The sequence below is a fragment of the Denitratisoma sp. DHT3 genome, assembly GCF_007833355.1.
Lineage (GTDB): Bacteria > Pseudomonadota > Gammaproteobacteria > Burkholderiales > Rhodocyclaceae > Denitratisoma.
Window position 1 is genome coordinate 58675 of sequence record NZ_CP020914.1, and the last position, 17784, is coordinate 76458.

Sequence of the window (17784 nt, forward strand, 5' to 3'; positions counted from 1 at the left end):
CGGCGCCCCGGGGGCGGGCATTCAGGCTTTCAGGGTGGCGGTGAGGTGCGGGGCGATGGCCTGCAGCAACTGGGCGAAGATCTTCGGGTTGCCGGCGATCACATTGCCGGTGTCCATGTGGGCGGCTTCTCCGCTCAGGTCGCCGACCAGGCCGCCCGCCTCGGTGATCATCAGCGCGCCGGCCGCCATGTCCCAGGGGGCGAGGCCGAATTCCCAGAAGCCGTCCAGGCGTCCGCAGGCCACGTAGGCCAGGTCCAGCGAGGCCGAACCGGGCCGGCGCAGGCCGGCGGTCTTGCGCATCATGTCCTTCATGATCGCCAGATAGGCGTCGACATGCTCGAAGGCCCGGTAGGGAAAGCCGGTGCCGAGCAGCGCCTCTTCCAGCTTGGCGCGGCGCGAGACGCGGATGCGCTTTTCGTTCAGGTAGGCCCCGGCCCCCTTGCTGGCGGTGAACAGCTCGTTGCGGCTCGGGTCGAAGACCACGCCATGGATCACCATGCCCCGCTGGGCCAGGGCGATGGAGACCGCGTACTGGGGAAAGCCGTGGATGAAATTGGTGGTGCCGTCCAGCGGATCGATGATCCACTGGTACTCGGAATCGCCGGTGGCGCCGGACTCCTCTGCTAATATTCCGTGCTCCGGGTAGGCTTCGCGGATGATGTCGATGATGGCCGCCTCGGCGGCGCGATCCACCTCCGTGACAAAGTCATTCTGCTGCTTGACGCCGACCTTGATCTGGTCCAGATCGAGACTGGCGCGATTGATGATCTGCCCTGCGCGGCGCGCTGCCTTGACGGCAATGTTGAGTATGGGATGCATGGATTCGGTGAAGCGCGGAAAATGCCGTGAATTCTAACAGGCCGACCATGCTCGACGCTTCCTTACTTGATCGTATCCGTATCGTACTGGCCCGCCCCAGCCATCCGGGCAACATCGGCGCCGCCGCGCGGGCCATGAAGACCATGGGGCTCTCCCGGCTGGTGCTGGTGGCGCCCAAGACCTTTCCCGATCCCCAGGCGGAAGCCATGGCCTCCGGCGCCGGCGACGTGCTGGCGCAGGCGCGGGTCTGCCAGTCGATGGCCGAGGCACTGGAAGGCACCATCTTCGCCACGGCGATCACCGGGCGTCGCCGCGAACTGGGCGTGGAACCCTTCTGGGCGCGCGAGGCCGCCGCCGAGCTGGCCGCCACCGCCACCGCCGGCGATGTGGCGCTGGTGTTCGGCAACGAGACGGCGGGCCTGTCCAACGAGGAAGTGGCTTTCTGCCAGCGTTGGGCGATGATTCCCGCAAACCCCGATTATTCCTCCCTCAATCTGGCCCAGGCCGTCCAGGTGCTGTGCTACGAACTGCGCCAGACGCTGGTGGCCGCGGGGCCGCCGCCGGCCGTCTTCGGTGCCGGCGAGCTCGCGCGCCACGAGGATGTCGAGGCGCTGCTGGATCATCTGGAGCGAGCCGCGCTCACGAGCGGCTTTCTCGATCCCGCCAGCCCAAAACGCTTCATGCCGCGCATGCGTCGCCTCATGGCCCGCAAGGGGCTGGAGCGGGAGGAGGTGAATATCCTGCGCGGCCTGCTGGCCGCCTTGATGGGCAAGACGCCGTGACAGTCGATAAAAACCGAGTGAATTGGTAGGTTTTTTGTTTCGGATCGCTATAATCCCCTTGTACCCTAGGGAGATACCTCAAATTGTTCAAACGTTTGCGAGAAGACATCGCCAGCGTGGCGGCGCGGGATCCGGCGGCGCGGTCGGGATGGGAAGTGTTGACCTGCTATCCGGGCATCCATGCCTTGCTGCTGCATCGGCTGGCCCACGCGTTTTGGCGGCGGCGACTGTATTGGCTGGGACGTTTCATCTCCCAGTTCGGGCGCTGGTTCACCGGCATTGAAATCCACCCCGGCGCCGTCATCGGGCGGCGGGTGTTCATCGACCACGGCATGGGCGTGGTGATCGGCGAGACCGCGGAAATCGGCGACGATTGCACCATTTATCAGGGGGTGACGCTGGGCGGCACCTCTCTTTACCGCGGCGCCAAACGCCACCCGACGTTGGGCAAGGGCGTGGTGATCGGCGCCGGCGCGCAGGTCCTGGGCGGTTTCACGGTGGGCGATGGCGCCAAGGTCGGGTCCAACGCGGTGGTGGTCAAACCGGTGCCGGCCGGCGCCACGGCGGTGGGCAACCCGGCGCGGGTGATCGAATCGGGCGGCCGCGACGAGGCGCGCGAAGCCAAGGCGCAGGCGATGGGATTTTCGGCGTATGGCGTGACGCCCAATGCGGACGACCCGCTGGCGCGCGCCATTCACGGCCTGCTCGACCATGCCGTCGAAACCGACCGTCGTATCGCTTTTCTGCTGAGTTCGCTGGAGCGGGCGGGGATAGCGGTCAGTGGCGAAGTGGAGACGGCCGATAGGTTCGATCCAAATTACCTCTCGAAAATAGTTGACTGAAATTATCGGATTAAATAAAGTTGACCCTATAGATCAACTATTCTCAATGACCTTGAGCCTGACGGAGGTGTTCGATGAGATTGACGACCAAAGGACGTTTCGCCGTAACCGCGATGATCGATTTGGCCCTGCGCCAGCACGAAGGCCCGGTCACCCTGGCCGGTATCAGTGAACGGCAGAAGATTTCCCTTTCCTACCTGGAACAGTTGTTCGGCAAGCTGCGCCGCGACAAGCTGGTGACCAGCGTGCGCGGTCCGGGGGGGGGCTATTGTCTGGCGCGCGACATGGGGGCGATTTCCGTCGCCGACGTGATTCGCGCCGTCGATGAGGTGCTGGATGCCACCCAATGCGGCGGCAAGGGCGATTGCGCCAACAGCAAGCCCTGCATGACCCACAACCTGTGGACCAACCTGAACCACAGGATGTACGACTATCTTGGCAGCGTTTCCCTGGAGTCCCTTGTTCAGGAACAGCGCCGGGAGTCGGGCACGGAAGCGGTGCTGCAGGACCAGCGGCCCAGCCGCCGCGTCACCCGCCGCGCCGAGAGCCGCGTTGCCGCCTGATCCGACAGCCGCGGTGATTTGAGCCATGTTCGCGCCCGCCTATCTCGACCACAACGCCACGACGCCGGTTGCTCCGGCGGTGATGGAGGCGATGGCGCCGTACTTCGCGCAAAGCTACGGCAATGCGTCGAGCCGCCATGAATACGGCCGGTCGGCCTTGAAGGCCATGGACGAGGCGCGGCAGCGGGTGGCCGCCGCCGTGGGCGCGCATCCCACGGAAGTGGTGTTTTCCAGTGGCGGCACCGAAGGCAACAACCTGTTCCTGAAGGGCGCGGCGCTTGCCATGAAGCCGGGCCTGCTGGCGGTGTCGGCGATGGAGCACCCCAGCGTGGGGGAACCGGCCCGGCAACTGGAACGGCATGGCTGGCGCCGGCGGGAACTGGCGGTGGATGGGGACGGGCGGGTGGATGCGGCCGATTTCGTCCGTGCGCTGGAGGAAAAGCCGGCGCTGATGTCGGTGATGCTGGTGAATAACGAGACCGGCGTGATCCAGGACGTGGCTTCCCTGGCGGCGCAGGCCAAGCCGGGGCGGACCTGGTTTCATACCGACGCGGTGCAGGCGCTGGGCAAGCTGCCGCTGGACTTCCGTCACTTGAACGGCGCCGGCGTGCATGCGATGACCATCTCTGCCCACAAGATCCACGGCCCCAAGGGCATCGGCGCCCTGGTGGTCGACAAGCGCCTGGAACTGTCCCCCCTGATCGCCGGCGGCGGCCAGGAGCGGGGCCTGCGCGGCGGCACCGAGAACGTGGCGGCGATGGTGGGTTTCGGCGTCGCCTGCGAACTGGCGGCGGCGGGACTGGCGGTGGAACATCAGCGCCTGGTACGTCTGCGCGGTCAACTGATCGAAGGGCTGGCGGCATTGGGTGCGCAGGTCTTCGGCCTTGGCGCGGAGCGGGTCGCGAACACCGTGTATTTCGCGATTTCCGACCTGGACGGCGAGACCCTGGTGGGGCGCCTGGACCGGGCCGGGTATGCGGTGGGCAGCGGCACGGCCTGTTCCAGCGCGCATCACCAACCGTCGGCCACGCTGCTGGCGATGGGGGTCGCGCCCGAACTGGCCAAGGGGGCGGTGCGTGTCAGCCTGGGCAGCGCCAATACCGAAGCGCAGATCCATGGCTTTCTGGCGGCCCTGGCCGCGCTGAAGCAACAACTATTGAACCTGACGGCCATTTCCGCTTGAGCTGGCCGCAATACCTGGAGCGATGAGATGCTGAAGTTTCCGATCTATCTCGATTATTCGGCCACCACACCGGTGGACCCGCGCGTGGCCGAGAAGATGATTCCCTACCTGACCGAAAAATTCGGCAACCCGGCGTCCCGTTCCCACGCCTACGGCTGGGAAGCCGAAAAGGCCGTGGAGGAGGCGCGCGAACAGGTGGCGGCGCTGGTCAATGCGGACGCCAAGGACATCATCTGGACCTCTGGCGCGACCGAGTCCAACAACCTGGCGATCAAGGGCGCGGCGCGTTTCTATGGCGCCACCAAGGGCAAGCACATCATCACCGTGGCCACGGAACACAAGGCCGTGCTCGACACCGTGAAGGAACTGGAGCGCCAAGGGTTCGAGGCGACCTATCTGACGCCGGGCGAGGACGGGCTGATCACCGTGGACCAGTTCAAGCAGGCCGTGCGCCCCGATACCGTGCTGGCCTCGGTGATGGCGGTGAACAACGAGATCGGCGTGATCCAGCCGATCGCCGAACTGGGCGCCGCGTGCCGGGAAAAGGGCGTGGTCTTCCATGTAGACGCCGCCCAGGCGACCGGCAAGATGCCGATCGACCTCTCCACCCTGCCGGTGGATCTGATGTCCTTCTCGGCGCACAAGACCTACGGTCCCAAGGGTATCGGCGCACTCTACGTACGGCGCAAGCCCCGCATCCGGCTGGAAGCCCAGATGCACGGCGGCGGCCATGAGCGGGGTCTGCGCTCCGGGACGCTGGCGCCGCACCAGATCGTCGGCATGGGCGAAGCCTTCCGCCTGGCGCGGGAGGAGATGGGCACCGAGAACGAGCGCATCCGGCGTTTGCAGAATCGGCTGCTGAAGGGCCTGATGGATATCGAGGAAGTCTATGTGAATGGCGACCTGACGCAGCGGGTGCCGCACAACCTCAATGTCAGCTTCAACTTCGTGGAGGGGGAGTCGCTGATCATGGCGATCAAGGACATCGCCGTCTCCTCCGGCTCCGCCTGCACCTCGGCCTCCCTGGAACCGTCCTACGTGCTGCGCGCCTTGGGACGCTCCGACGAACTGGCGCACAGCTCGATCCGCTTCAGCCTGGGGCGGTTCACCACGGAGGAGGAGATCGACTTCACCGTGAAACTGCTGCACGAGAAGCTGAACAAGTTGCGGGAGCTCTCTCCCCTGTGGGAAATGTACAAGGACGGCGTCGATCTCAACACCGTCCAGTGGGCAGCGCATTGACGCGGGGCGTCAATGCGCTGCCCCAAGGGGGCGGGCAATTCCCCTCCCCCTAACCCCCACCCCGAGGGCGGGGGCAACTGATTAGAAGGAGAGTTAAAGTGTCTTACAGTGAAAAGGTCATCGATCATTACGAACATCCGCGCAACGTGGGTTCCTTCTCCAAGGAGGATGAGGGCGTCGGCACCGGCATGGTGGGCGCTCCCGCCTGCGGCGACGTGATGAAGTTGCAGATCAAGGTGGGTCAGGACGGCGTCATCGAGGACGCCAAGTTCAAGACCTACGGCTGCGGTTCCGCCATCGCCTCCTCTTCCCTGGTCACCGAATGGGTCAAGGGCAAGACGGTGGAGCAGGCGCTGGAGATCAAGAACACCCAGATCGCCGAGGAACTGGCGCTGCCGCCGGTGAAGATCCACTGCTCGATCCTGGCCGAGGACGCCATCAAGGCGGCGGTGGCCGACTACAAGAAGAAGCAGGGAGGCTGACATGATCACCATGACCGAAAGCGCCGCCCGTCACGTCGTCGCCTTCCTGACCAAGCGAGGCAAGGGTATCGGCGTGCGCCTCGGCGTGAAGACCTCCGGCTGTTCGGGGATGGCCTACAAGCTGGAGTTCGCCGATGCCGCCAACGAGGACGACGTGGTGTTCGACAGCCAGGGTCTCAAGGTGCTGGTCGATCCCAAGAGCCTGCCCTATCTGGACGGCACCGAGCTGGACTACGCGCGGGAGGGCTTGAACGAGGGCTTCAGGTTCAACAATCCCAATGTGAAGGATCAGTGCGGCTGCGGCGAAAGCTTCCAGGTGTGATGACCAGTGAGGATTTGCAACTGACTGCGGATCACTTCTCCCTGTTCGGGTTGCCCCGCGTCTTCGGCCTGGACCTGGCGGAACTGGATCGGCGCTATCTGGAAGTGCAGCATCGGGTGCATCCGGACAAGCATGCCCATTTGACCGAGGCGGACCGGCGGGTGGCGATGCAGTGGGCCACGCGCGCCAACGAGGCCTACCAGACCCTGAAGTCGCCCCTGCAGCGTGCCCATTATCTGCTGCTACTGGCCGGCCACGATCCGCAAGTGGAGCGCAACACCGCGATGGCGCCGGAGTTCCTGGTCAGTCAGATGGAATGGCGCGAGTCCGTCGAGGAAGCCCGCGAGGACGGCGACGTCGAGGGGCTGGAGCAGTTGCACGCGCGCCTGCGCGGCGAGATGAAGGCCCAGTATGCGGCCCTGGGCCAGGCGCTGGATGCGAAACGGAACTATGCCGACGCCGGCGTACGGGTCCGGCAGCTGATGTTCCAGGAAAAACTGTTGCACGAAATAGACGAAGCCCTCGAAGCGAGCGGGGCGTAACACTCATGGCAACTGATCTCCCGCACCAGCGCATGAAATACGTGGAGGGCAAGAACGGCCCGCCCCTCCCAGCCTCCCCCTCTCCGGGGGAGGTGACGGCGTTGGCTCGCTACGCTCGACTGTTTGACCTGCCGTTTCAATTGACTGTTTCACGCTAACGTACATGGCACTTTTGCAAATCTCCGAACCGGGGCAGGCCGCCGCCCCCCACGAACACCGATTGGCCATCGGCATCGACCTGGGGACCACCAATTCCCTGGTGGCCACCGTCCGCAGCGGCGTGGCGGGCATCCTCAAGGATGAACAGGGGCGGCCCTTGCTGCCCTCGGTGGTGCACTACGGCGCGAGCGGCGCCGTCACCGTCGGTTTCGAGGCCCAGGCGGGCCAGGACGCGGACCCCAAGAACACCCTGGTGTCGGTCAAGCGCTTCATGGGCCGCGGACGCCGCGACATCGCCCACATCGAAACCATGCCCTACGACTTCATCGATGGCGAGGGCATGGTCCGGCTGCGCACCTGCCAGGGGGTGAAAAGCCCGGTCGAGGTGTCGGCGGATATCCTGCGCACCCTGCGCGTACGGGCCGAGGCGGCCCTGGGCGGTCCGCTGACCGGGGCGGTGATCACCGTGCCGGCCTATTTCGACGATGCCCAGCGCCAGGCCACCAAGGACGCGGCCAAGCTCGCCGGCCTCAACGTGCTGCGCCTGCTCAACGAACCCACCGCCGCCGCCATCGCCTATGGTCTGGACAACGGCGCCGAGGGCCTCTACGCGGTCTACGACCTGGGCGGCGGCACCTTCGACATTTCGATCCTGCGGCTTGCCAAGGGGGTGTTCGAGGTGCTGGCCACCGGCGGCGACTCCGCCCTGGGCGGCGACGATTTCGATCAGCGTGTGTTCTGCTGGGTGATCGAGCAGGCCGGCCTCGCGCCCCTGTCGCCGAACGATGCGCGCCTGCTGCTGACACGGGCTCGGGAGGCCAAGGAATACCTGACCAACCATGGCACCGCGCCGATCACCGTGAAGCTTTCCAGCGGCGAATACGTGGACGTGACCCTGACCACCGAGATATTCACCGAGATCACCCGCACCCTGGTGCAGAAGACCATCGCGCCGATGCGCAAGGCGCTGCGGGACGCGGGGCTGACGACGGATGAAGTGAAGGGCGTGGTGATGGTGGGCGGCGCCACGCGCATGCCCCAGATCCAGCGCGCCGTGGGCGAATTCTTCGGTCAGGAGCCGCTGAACAACCTGGACCCGGACCGGGTGGTGGCCCTGGGTGCCGCCACCCAGGCCAACCTCCTGGCCGGCAACCGCGCCGCCGGTGACGACTGGCTGCTGCTGGACGTGATTCCCTTGTCGCTGGGCATCGAGACCATGGGCGGGCTGACCGAGAAGATCATCCCCCGCAACTCCACCATTCCGATCGCCCGCGCCCAGGAGTTCACCACCTTCAAGGACGGCCAGACCGCGATGGCGATCCACGTGGTGCAGGGGGAGCGCGAGATGGTGTCCGACTGCCGCTCCCTGGCCCGCTTCGAATTGCGCGGAATGCCGCCGATGGTGGCCGGGGCGGCGCGCATCCGGGTCACCTTCCAGGTCGACGCGGACGGCCTGCTCTCCGTCACCGCCCGCGAACAGACCACCGGCCACGAGGCGCGGATCGAGGTCAAGCCATCGTACGGCCTGTCCGACGACGAGATCGCGGCGATGCTCAAGGACGGCTACAGCCACGCCTCGGAGGATGCCTTCCGTCGCGCGCTGCGCGAGGCTCAGGTGGAGGCCCAGCGCCTGCTGGAGGCCACGCAGTCGGCCTTGCGGGAGGATGCCGAGCTGCTGTCGACCCTGGAGAAGGCCCACGTCGATGCCTGCATCGCCAAGCTCCAGTCGGTGATCATCGGCGACAGCAAGCGCGCCATCGATTCCGCGATGGAGGCGCTGAGCAAGGGCACGGCCGAATTCGCCGCCCGCCGCATGAACAAGAACGTGCAGCGGGCGCTCTCCGGACGCAAGGTGGAGGAACTGGGCTCATGACGCGGATCATCGTATTGCCTCATGTCGAATTGTGCCCCGACGGCGCGGTGATCGAGGGCGAGCCCGGCGACACCATCTGCGAGACGCTGCTGGAGAACGACATCCTGATCGAGCACGCCTGCGAGCAGTCCTGCGCCTGCACCACCTGCCACGTGGTCATCCGCGAGGGGTTCAATTCCCTGGACCCGGCCGAGGAGGAGGAGGACGACCTGCTCGACAAGGCCTGGGGCCTGGAGCCCACGTCGCGGCTGTCCTGTCAGGCGGTGATCAAGGACACGCCGCTGGTGGTCGAGATTCCCAAGTACACCATCAACATGGCCAAAGAAGGGGGCGGCAGGAAATGACTATCCCCCCATCCCCCTTTCCGAGAAAGAGGGTGACTGTTGTTCGCGGGCTTTGCCCGCTCCAAGTGTATGACTTGCCCCCTCCTTGGGGCGGCCCTACGGAGGTGGCAGAATGAAATGGACCGATTCGCTCGACGTGGCCCTGGAACTGATCGAGCGCCACCCCGAGGTCGACCCCACCCGGATCAACTTCGTCGATCTGATGCGCTGGGTGATGGAATTGCCGGGCTTCGAGGAAGATCAGCGGCATTGCGGCGAGAAGCAACTGGAAGCGATCCAGCAGGCGTGGATCGACGAGGTGGCTTAACGCGCATGGTATCCAGCTTCACACACCGAGAATGAAATGCGTGAATGGCAAGAAGGCCCACCCCCTCCCGACCTCCCCCTCGCGGGGAAGGTGGCCAATCTGCTCGCTACGCTCGGTCGTTTCAGTCGACTACGACTTTGTTGTTTCACTGTAAGCGGGTGTTGATCGATACCCACTGCCACCTCGACGCCGCCGAGTTCGACGCCGACCGGGAGGCGGTGCTGGTCCGGGCCCGGGCGGCGGGAGTCGGCGCACTGGTGGTGCCGGCGGTGGAGCGGGCAAACTTCGGCGCGGTGAGTGCCCTGTGTCGGGAATATCTCGAATGTCGCGCCGCCTACGGCATCCATCCGTTGTTCGTGGATCGCGCCCGGGACGAGGATCTCGATGCGTTGCGCCGGACCTTGAGCCAGGAGCCGGCTCTGGCGGTGGGCGAGATCGGTCTCGACCGCTTTGTCGAGTCCCGCGACGACGCGCGCCAGGAACGCTTCTTCGTCGCGCAACTGGAGATCGCCCGCGAGGCGGAGCTGCCGGTGATCCTCCACGTCAGGCGGGCCATCGATCTGGTGCTCAAGCACCTGCGCCGCATTCCGGTGGTCGGCGGCATCGCCCACGCCTTCAACGGCAGCCGCCAGCAGGCGGACGCATTCATCGAGCTGGGCTTCAAGCTGGGTTTCGGCGGCGCGATGACCCATCCCCGCGCCCTGCGCATCCGCGAACTGGCCGCCACGCTGCCGCTGGATGCGCTGGTGCTGGAAACCGACGCGCCGGACATTCCGCCCGAGTGGCTGGGACGCGGCCGCAATGAACCGGCGGAACTACCCCGGATCGCTGCGGTTTTGGCGCAATTACGCCGGTTGAATACAAAAGAGGTGGCCGTGGCCACCTCCTGTAACGCCCGCCAGACCCTGCCGGGCCTGTCAGTAATACGATCGTGATTTATTTGCCCGTCTTTTTCATCGGACAGGTGTTCATGCCCAGCAAGGGGTAGACCGGGCAAAAACCCACCAGCCCGGTGGCCAGGGGCACTACGCCGATCCAGGCCCAGACCGGGCCGCCCATCAGCGCCCAGGCGATCAGGGCCAGTCCCGCCAGAATCCGAAGCACGCGATCGATACCGCCGACATTGAGTTTCATGATGCATCTCCTCTCGATAAAACGAAGGGCCGCCCCGAATTTTCCTGCCCCTTGAGGGAAGATCGCCGCAAAGCGGCGGTTTCGGGCGGGTTCATTGATTGAAACGGTCCGATTCAAACACGCGGCGCCGGGGGCGGTCTGTAACCAAAGTCACCCAGTATTCCGATGGCGTGGGTCTCAGTCGAATCTCAGCCGGATGTGGCGCCGTCGCCTGTACGATGGAAGTGCACCCGGTTCCGGCCTTCCTCCTTGGCGCGGTACATGGCCGCATCCGCCCACTCGAAGAGATCGTCCTGGTTGTCCTGGTGGCTGCCGAAGACCACCACGCCGATGCTGGCGGTGCAGTGGTGCTCCACCGTCAGGGGCGGTTTTCCCTCATGTTCGATACTCAATTGGTAGGGGGTGCCCAGTGCCAGGCGGATTTTTTCCGCCACCACGCCCGCATGGGCGGTGGCGGCATCGGGATCTTCATCCAGGTCGGTCAGCATCACCACGAACTCGTCGCCGCCGAAGCGCGCGGTGGTGTCCATCTCCCGCACGCAATGCCTCAATCGCCGTGCCACGTCCACCAGCAGCAGATCGCCCACCGCATGGCCGTGGGTATCGTTGAGGGACTTGAAGTTGTCCAGGTCCAGCACCATCAGCGCGGCGTGGCGGCCGCTGCGATGGCAGGTGGCGAGCGTCTGGCTCAGCCGATCATGCAGCATGCGGCGGTTCGGCAGCCGGGTCAGCGGATCGTAGAACGCCAGATTGCGGATCTGTTCCTCGGCATTCTTGAGTTCGGTGATGTCCAGGAAGCCCCACAGGGACTCGTCCGTTTCCGGATGGATCAGGACGCCGTTCATGTCCACCCAGATGGCCCTGCCGCTCTTGCGCACCAACTGGCGCTGGGTCCGGAATCGCTCGCCGCGTCTGAGCGCGCCGTAGGCGGTCTCGCCAAATGATTCATAGCTTTTCTGGTCGGGATAGAACTGTCGGGTCGTCATACCCTGCAATTCTTCCGGGGTGTAGCCGAGAATCCGGGCGAAGGCCGGGTTGGCCCAGCGGATTTCCCGGTTGCGCACCGTGGCGATGCCGACCAACTGATTGTCGAGCATGGCTTTTTGCTCGATCAGCAGTTGGCCGAGCTTCAGTTGTTCCTGGTAGCGCCGGGTCACGTCGGAATGGGTGCCGATCATGCGCAGCGGCTTGCCGTCCTGGTCGCGGTTGACGGCCACGCCCCGGTCGAGGATCCATTTCCAGCTGCCGTCCTTGCAGCGCAGCCGGTGCTCGTTGACATAGGTCGGCGTCTTGCCGTCCAGATAGTCCTGGACGGCGCGCAGGGTTGCCGCCTTGTCGGTGAACCGGATGCGGCTTTCCCATTCCGACAGGTCGTCGCCGATCTCGTGCTCGGCGAAGCCCAGCATTTCCTTCCAGCGCCTGGAGAAGAACACCTTGCCCGAGGGAATGTCCCAATCCCACACGCCGTCGCCGGAGCCTTCCAGGGCGAACTTCCAGCGCTGCTCGCTTTCCTGCAGTTCCTGCCGCTGACGCAGTACGACGCGCTGTTCCTCGGCCAACTGCCGATTGACCAGCAGCAGTCGTACCGCCAGCAGCGCGATCAGTCCAAAGGACGCAAGCAGCAGCACGATCGGCCAGCGGTGCTGGTTCCAGATGTCCTCCAGGGTGAATTCCGGCACTTCGTCGAAGGGGGGCATCCGCAGTCCGCGCAACAGGTCGGCCACCGGCATGTAATCGGCCGGCACCAGGAAGCCGCGTACCTGCATGGCCTTGGTGGTGGCGGTGTCGTGTTCGAGCAGGAACAGTGCCGCCGTCACGTGCCGCGCCAGGTCTTCATCCAGGTCGGAGCGGGCGGCGAAGGGCCATTCCGGATACAGGCGGGTGGATATTTGCACCGTGGTTCCGGGCAACGCCTGGCGGTTGATCACCCGGATGCGGCGCATGTCCAGCTTGCCTTCCCGCGCCAGGGCCTCCAGGAGTCCGGTGCGCACGAACCCCGCGTCCGCCTGGCCGGAGAGCACCGCCTCGACAACCTTGTCATGGGGCATGCCGGTGCTCAGCAGCCTGGCGTCGGCCGGCAGGCGAATACCGGCCTTCAACAGCTCGTAGGCCTGCATCTGGTACCCACCCAGAGATTCGGTGCTGGCGGTGGCTATGGTCCTGTCCCTCAGGTCGGCCAGGGTGCCGATGGACGGTGCGTCGGCTCGGCTGAAAATCACGCCGCCGAACAGTCCGCTGGGGACGCCGTCCCCAGCGGTGGCGAGTGTGGCCAGGGGCGACGACAGGCGGTTGCGGCGCGACAGCAGTACGTAATGCCCCGGATTGGTGAGGACGAAGTCGAGTTGCCGCGCGGCGACACCCTGATTCAATTCATCATAGGTCAGGGCCTGGACCTGGATGTCATACCCGGGCAGCGCCTTCTTGAGGGCTGTCGCCAAGGGCTGCCATTGGGCCAGGGTCTGCGGCTTGGGGCGGAAGGCGAGCACGCCGATTCTCACCGGATCGGTGGCATGGGCCGCAGCGAATGGCAACACCGCCCACAGCAGAATGATACGCAGCATCGCTGTCACTGATTGACTTCCGGGGACGGTTTATTCAACTGACAATTGTAAGCCTATCGCCATTACCAGGGTGAGATCCGTCCGACAGCGGGCCTCCCGTGCGTAAGGCGCGGAACGGCCTCAACGCTGGGCGGAGAGGCGGCGCAGTCCCTCGGGGTCGAGGATCTCGATCTGTTCCCGCCCCAGCCGGACCAGGCCCTGCTCGGCGAATCCCTTCAGCAGACGGCTGACCATTTCGCGCACGCTGCCCAACTCGTCGGCCAGTTGCTGGTGGGTGCGGTGCAGGGTCTGGCCGCGGCCCAGCAGCAGGGCCGCCAGGCGCTGGTCCAGTTTGCGAAAGGCGACTTCCTCGACCAGGGCCATCAGATCCGCCATGCGTTCGGCGAACAGCTTGAAGACGAACTCGCGGAATGCCGGTGTGGCCATCAATTCATCGAACAGGGCGGACGGCAGCAGCCGCAATTCGGTATCGACTTCCGCGATGCCGCGCGCCGAATAGGGCTGGCCGCCCAGCAGGCAGCCGGAGCTGAGGATGCAGGACTCGCCTGGAAAGATCCGGTAGAGGGGGAGTTCGCGGCCATTGGGCGCGGCCTTGATCACCCGCACCGTGCCGGCAAGGACCAGCGGAAAGCCGGGGCAGGGCTGGCCCGCGTCGAACAGGATGCCGCCGGCCGGAATGCGCACGCTCTGTCCGACGCTCAGGCAGGTCTGCCGCAGCGGTTGGGGGAGGGCGGCGAAGACCGGGTAGAGGGATTCGATATCGGCGCGGGGTGCGGTGCCGGAGGGTATGGCGTTCATGGCCGCGATGATGGCATGGAATGACGGGCTTGTCGCATGGCTGCCCATGAGCCGGTCACCTGGCTTGATTCTCCGGTGCCTGTCGAGGTGCCATCTTTCTTGCCATACAAGTCGTCCCTGTCGCCTCCTTCACTTCGTAATGGGGATGGCGCCGGCTCTTGAAGCCCATGATGCGGCAGCCGTAGGGAAAGGCCGGGTCATAGGTGATGTAGAAGTGGATGCAGCCGGCGCAGGTCGGCGGCGAGTTGCGGCGGGATTCATCCATTCCGGATTGCATTGTCATGCGCCCGGTGTCGGCGGTTCGGGGTGGGTGAACAACTCCAGTTCGCCCTGGACGGATTCCTCCGCCGGCGCCAGGTCGGCGACTTCGCCGACGGGGAAGAGGCTGCTGGTGCGCACGCCGAGCAACCGTATCCTGTGCTCCAGCACGATCCGCTTCAGGCAGGCGCCGGCGGCACGGCGGATCATCGCCGCATCGCCGACGGGGTGCGGCAGGGTCAGATCGCGGGTCACGGTGTGGAAATCGTCGAAGCGCAGCTTGAGGCCGACGGTTCTGGCGACGTAGCCCTTGCGCGCGAGATCGTTGGCGACCTGTTCGCAGAGGGCGGTGAATGCCGCGCTCAGGGCCGGACGGTCCTGGCGCGGATGCAGGTCGCGCTCGAAAGTGGTTTCGCGGCTGATGGACTTGGGCTCGGAATGGGTGATCACCGGGCGTTCGTCGATGCCGCGGGCGACCCGGTGCAGCCATTCGCCGTAGCCGCGGCCAAAGTGGGCCTGAAGCTGCGCCGGGTCGGCGCGGGCCAGGTCGCCGATGGCAATGACCCCCAGGGCGGCGAGCTTTTCCGTGGCCTTGGGGCCGACGCCGTTGATCTTGCTCACCGCCAGGGGCCAGATGCGGCGCGGGATGTCGTCTTCGACGAGGATCGTCAGGCCGTCCGGCTTCTGCAACTCGGAGCCGATTTTCGCCAGCAGCTTGTTGGGGGCGATGGCGATGGAACAGGACAGGCCGGTGGCTTCCCGCACCGCCTGCTTGATGCGGCGGCCGATCTCCAGGGAATCGCCCGGCAGGGCGGTGAGGTCGATGTAGATCTCGTCGATGCCGCGGTCCTCGATCTCGGGGGCGATCGCCGCCACCGCGGCCTTGAAGCGCCTGGAATACTGCCGGTAGGCATCGAAATCCACCGGCAGCAGGATGGCATCCGGCGCCAGGCGCGCGGCCTTCATCAAGCCCATGGCGGAGAACACGCCCAGCGCGCGTGCCTCATAGGTGGAGGTGGTGATCACGCCGCGGCCGACGTAGTCCCGCAGGCGGGCGAAGCACCGGCTGCCGTCGGGCAGCGTCGTCGGTTGATCGATCCTGCGGCCGCCGATGACGACCGGCAGGCCCTTCAGTTCCGGGTAGCGCAGCAGTTCCACGGAGGCATAGAAGGCGTCCATGTCCAGGTGGGCGATGCGGCGGGGGGCGGTCTCGTTCATGGCGATGGCGGACAGCCTTGGGGCGGGACTGCGGGCGGGCGCCACCTGCCGTTCAGGGTTTTCCCGTTGCGCCGGCCGCGGCCCGGCCCAGGCGGTCGTGGACCGCCTGCCAGGCTTCCGTCGCGGGGGGCGTTTCCACCAGGATCAGGTCGGCGCCGAGATGGTCCAGCTGCCGCAGGGCGGCGTACAGGTTGTGGGCATACGCGGCGGCATCCGCGCCGGCGGCCAGCCGGTCGTCATCGGCGCCCGGCATCAGGGTCAGCAGCGCCGGGCGCTGGCCCCGGGCGCGCAGCGCCTGCGCGGTGGTCTCCAGGTCCGCCGGCGCCACCAGCCGGATCGGCGTGACGGGGGCGTAGTGGGCCTCCAGCGAGCCGGAGACGCGTGGGGCCGCAGCCGCAGCTGCGTTGCCGGTATCGGCGTCGACCGGGGCGCCCTGGAGGACCGCCGCGATCTGGGCCGCGGTGATGGCGCCGGGGCGCAGGATCGCGGGCGCGCCCCGCGACAGGTCGACGATGGTGGATTCGATGCCGACCGCGCAGGGACCGCCGTCCAGGATCAGGGCCACTTTGTCGCCCAGCTCTTCCCGCACGTGGTCGGCGCTGGTCGGGCTGATGCGGCCGAAGCGGTTGGCCGAGGGCGCGGCGATGCCGCCGCTGCCGCCGGCCGCGGCGAAGGCGGCAAGCAGCGCACGGGCCAGTGGATGGCCGGGGACGCGCAGGCCCACCGTGTCCTGACCGCCGGTGACGGCGTCGGGGACCGTGGGCTGGCGCTTCAGGATCAGCGTCAGGGGGCCGGGCCAGAAGGCGGCGGCCAGGGCGCGGGCGGCGGGCGGAATGTCCCGTGCCCAGCGCTCCAGGTGACCGGCGTCGGGAATATGCACGATCAACGGATGGTCGGCGGGACGGCCCTTGGCGGCAAAGATGCGGGCCACGGCCGCCGGGTTGGCGGCGTCGGCGCCCAGGCCGTAGACGGTTTCGGTGGGTATCGCGACCAGTTCGCCGGCCCGCAGCAGGAGAACGGCGCGCTCCAACTCATCCATGGTCATGTGTTACGACGAAACACCGAATCGAAGCAGCGGCTCAAATATCCGAGCGTAGCGAGCCGATTTCGTCACCTCCCCCGGAGAGGGGGAGGCCGGGAGGGGGTGGGCCTTCTTGCTTTTCGCGTATTCCATGGGACGGGGTGGAAAATTGGCTTCCATGCGCGGTTAGACTCACTCGTCGTCGCGGATGCCGATGGCCCGGCGCGCTGCCAGCGCGGTCCGCTGCACCTGGGCCGGGTCCGCGCCGATCACCGTGAAATGCCCCATCTTGCGTCCCGGCCGGGCGTGATGCTTGCCGTAGAGGTGCAGCTTGAGGTCGGGCATGGCGTGGAGCTTGGCCCAGTCGGGCTCCCGGGCATGGTGACCTTGGTGATCGGGGTGCTGGAACCACAGATCGCCCAGCAGATTCACCATCGCCGCCGCGCTGTGGGCTCGCGGCGAGCCCAGCGGCAGGCCGCAGAGGGCGCGCACCTGCTGCTCGAACTGGTTGGTGACGCAGGCGTCCAGGGTGTAGTGGCCGGAGTTGTGCGGGCGGGGCGCCATTTCGTTGATGTAGAGACGGCCCCGCGAGATGAAGAACTCCACCGCCATGGTGCCGACATAGTCCATGCCGGCGGCGATGCGGGCCGCCAACTCCTCGGCGTCGCCCGCCATGCAGACCGAGGTGCGCGCCGGCACCCGGGTCACGTCGAGGATGCCGTGGCGGTGGCTGTTCTCGGCGGTGGGGAAGCATTCCACCCGGCCGTTCTCGTCCCGCGCCAGCACCACGGAAACCTCGTAGTCCAGGGACAGCATCTGCTCCAGCACGCAGGCTTCGCCCTTGAACTGGCGGAAGGCGGCCAGCGCCTCCTCCCGGTTGGCGACCCGAGCCTGGCCTTTGCCGTCGTAGCCGAAGCGGGCGACCTTGAGGATGCCGGGAAACAGCGCGCCGTCGGCGCCGGCCAGGTCCGCCTCGGCGTGGATTTCGGCATAGGGCGCGTGGGGCAGGCCCTGGTCGCGCAGGAAGCCTTTTTCCGCCATGCGGTTCTGGCAGATGGCGACGGCCTCGGCCCCCGGACGCACGGGAAGGAACTTGGACAGATAGGCCAGGGTCTGCGCCGGCACGTTCTCGAACTCGGTGGTGACGGCGGCGCATTGGTCCGCCATCCGCGCCAGGGCCTCCGAATCCTCGTAGGCGGCGACCAGGTGATGGTCGGCGATGCGGCCTGCCGGGCTGTGGGGGTCCGGGTCGAGCACCATGACCCGGTAGCCCAGCTCATGGGTGGCCATGACGAAGAAGCGGCCCAATTGGCCGCCCCCGAGCATGCCGAGGG

Annotated in this window: 20 protein-coding genes; 12 read left to right on the forward strand and 8 right to left on the reverse strand. The window is 66.4% G+C overall.

Features of this window, described 5'->3' with window-relative positions; genetic code table 11:
- Positions 1–21: 21 nt before the first annotated feature.
- A complete protein-coding gene (locus B9N43_RS00335) occupies positions 22–819 on the reverse strand; it encodes an inositol monophosphatase family protein (protein WP_145840363.1) in 798 nt (265 codons plus the stop codon).
- A gap of 26 nt (positions 820–845) precedes the next feature.
- On the opposite strand from B9N43_RS00335, the gene B9N43_RS00340 reads away from it, so the two are divergent.
- The 12 genes from B9N43_RS00340 to B9N43_RS00395 all read left to right on the forward strand — a co-directional run bounded on the left by B9N43_RS00340 (position 846) and on the right by B9N43_RS00395 (position 10395).
- Positions 846–1601, forward strand: a complete 756-nt coding sequence (locus B9N43_RS00340; RefSeq protein WP_315904554.1) for an RNA methyltransferase — start codon at positions 846–848, stop codon at positions 1599–1601.
- Positions 1602–1684: 83 nt separating this feature from the next.
- Complete coding sequence (gene cysE, locus B9N43_RS00345; protein WP_145840364.1) at positions 1685–2443, forward strand: serine O-acetyltransferase; 759 nt, start codon at positions 1685–1687, stop codon at positions 2441–2443.
- A gap of 74 nt (positions 2444–2517) precedes the next feature.
- On the forward strand, positions 2518–3006 hold the full coding sequence (gene iscR / locus B9N43_RS00350) for a Fe-S cluster assembly transcriptional regulator IscR (protein ID WP_145840365.1): 489 nt from the start codon (positions 2518–2520) through the stop codon (positions 3004–3006).
- A gap of 25 nt (positions 3007–3031) precedes the next feature.
- Positions 3032–4189 carry a cysteine desulfurase family protein gene (locus B9N43_RS00355; RefSeq protein ID WP_145840366.1) on the forward strand — a complete coding sequence of 386 codons (1158 nt, stop codon included), beginning with the start codon at positions 3032–3034 and terminating at the stop codon, positions 4187–4189.
- A gap of 27 nt (positions 4190–4216) precedes the next feature.
- Complete coding sequence (locus tag B9N43_RS00360) at positions 4217–5431, forward strand: IscS subfamily cysteine desulfurase (protein WP_145840367.1); 1215 nt, start codon at positions 4217–4219, stop codon at positions 5429–5431.
- 98 nt (positions 5432–5529) lie between these two features.
- Complete coding sequence (gene iscU / locus B9N43_RS00365; protein ID WP_145840368.1) at positions 5530–5913, forward strand: Fe-S cluster assembly scaffold IscU; 384 nt, start codon at positions 5530–5532, stop codon at positions 5911–5913.
- A gap of 1 nt (position 5914) precedes the next feature.
- Positions 5915–6235 carry an iron-sulfur cluster assembly protein IscA gene (gene iscA / locus B9N43_RS00370; RefSeq protein WP_145840369.1) on the forward strand — a complete coding sequence of 107 codons (321 nt, stop codon included), beginning with the start codon at positions 5915–5917 and terminating at the stop codon, positions 6233–6235.
- Positions 6235–6777 (forward strand): Fe-S protein assembly co-chaperone HscB, encoded by a 543-nt coding sequence (gene hscB / locus B9N43_RS00375; protein ID WP_145840370.1) that lies wholly within the window; start codon positions 6235–6237, stop codon positions 6775–6777. Before iscA ends, hscB begins: the two co-directional genes overlap by 1 nt.
- Positions 6778–6940: 163 nt before the next feature.
- Positions 6941–8809 carry a Fe-S protein assembly chaperone HscA gene (hscA, locus tag B9N43_RS00380; protein WP_145840371.1) on the forward strand — a complete coding sequence of 623 codons (1869 nt, stop codon included), beginning with the start codon at positions 6941–6943 and terminating at the stop codon, positions 8807–8809.
- Entirely contained in the window at positions 8806–9153 is a 348-nt protein-coding gene (fdx, locus tag B9N43_RS00385; protein WP_145840372.1) for an ISC system 2Fe-2S type ferredoxin, read from the forward strand. The genes hscA and fdx overlap by 4 nt, the downstream gene beginning before the upstream one ends.
- A gap of 112 nt (positions 9154–9265) precedes the next feature.
- The gene (gene iscX, locus B9N43_RS00390) at positions 9266–9460 is read left to right on the forward strand and encodes a Fe-S cluster assembly protein IscX (protein ID WP_145840373.1); all 195 of its coding nucleotides are present in this window, start codon (positions 9266–9268) and stop codon (positions 9458–9460) included.
- Positions 9461–9618: 158 nt separating this feature from the next.
- Positions 9619–10395 carry a TatD family hydrolase gene (locus tag B9N43_RS00395; RefSeq protein WP_145840374.1) on the forward strand — a complete coding sequence of 259 codons (777 nt, stop codon included), beginning with the start codon at positions 9619–9621 and terminating at the stop codon, positions 10393–10395.
- A gap of 1 nt (position 10396) precedes the next feature.
- Here B9N43_RS00395 and B9N43_RS00400 read toward each other — a convergent pair whose 3' ends face one another.
- From B9N43_RS00400 to B9N43_RS00430, 7 genes are all read right to left on the reverse strand, one after another.
- The gene (locus tag B9N43_RS00400) at positions 10397–10594 is read right to left on the reverse strand and encodes a DUF2892 domain-containing protein (protein ID WP_145840375.1); all 198 of its coding nucleotides are present in this window, start codon (positions 10592–10594) and stop codon (positions 10397–10399) included.
- 188 nt (positions 10595–10782) lie between these two features.
- Entirely contained in the window at positions 10783–13155 is a 2373-nt protein-coding gene (locus B9N43_RS00405) for a PhnD/SsuA/transferrin family substrate-binding protein (RefSeq protein WP_145840376.1), read from the reverse strand.
- Positions 13156–13275: 120 nt separating this feature from the next.
- Positions 13276–13953, reverse strand: a complete 678-nt coding sequence (locus B9N43_RS00410) for a Crp/Fnr family transcriptional regulator (protein WP_145840377.1) — start codon at positions 13951–13953, stop codon at positions 13276–13278.
- A 55-nt stretch (positions 13954–14008) separates the two neighbouring features.
- Positions 14009–14218 carry a hypothetical protein gene (locus B9N43_RS00415; RefSeq protein WP_145840378.1) on the reverse strand — a complete coding sequence of 70 codons (210 nt, stop codon included), beginning with the start codon at positions 14216–14218 and terminating at the stop codon, positions 14009–14011.
- A gap of 14 nt (positions 14219–14232) precedes the next feature.
- Positions 14233–15429 carry a DNA polymerase IV gene (dinB, locus tag B9N43_RS00420; RefSeq protein ID WP_145840379.1) on the reverse strand — a complete coding sequence of 399 codons (1197 nt, stop codon included), beginning with the start codon at positions 15427–15429 and terminating at the stop codon, positions 14233–14235.
- 52 nt (positions 15430–15481) lie between these two features.
- The gene (locus B9N43_RS00425; protein WP_261379359.1) at positions 15482–16468 is read right to left on the reverse strand and encodes an L-threonylcarbamoyladenylate synthase; all 987 of its coding nucleotides are present in this window, start codon (positions 16466–16468) and stop codon (positions 15482–15484) included.
- 174 nt (positions 16469–16642) lie between these two features.
- Positions 16643–17776, reverse strand: coding sequence for a 5-(carboxyamino)imidazole ribonucleotide synthase (locus tag B9N43_RS00430; protein ID WP_261379426.1), 1134 nt, complete (start codon positions 17774–17776; stop codon positions 16643–16645).
- Between the last annotated feature and the right edge of the window lie 8 nt (positions 17777–17784).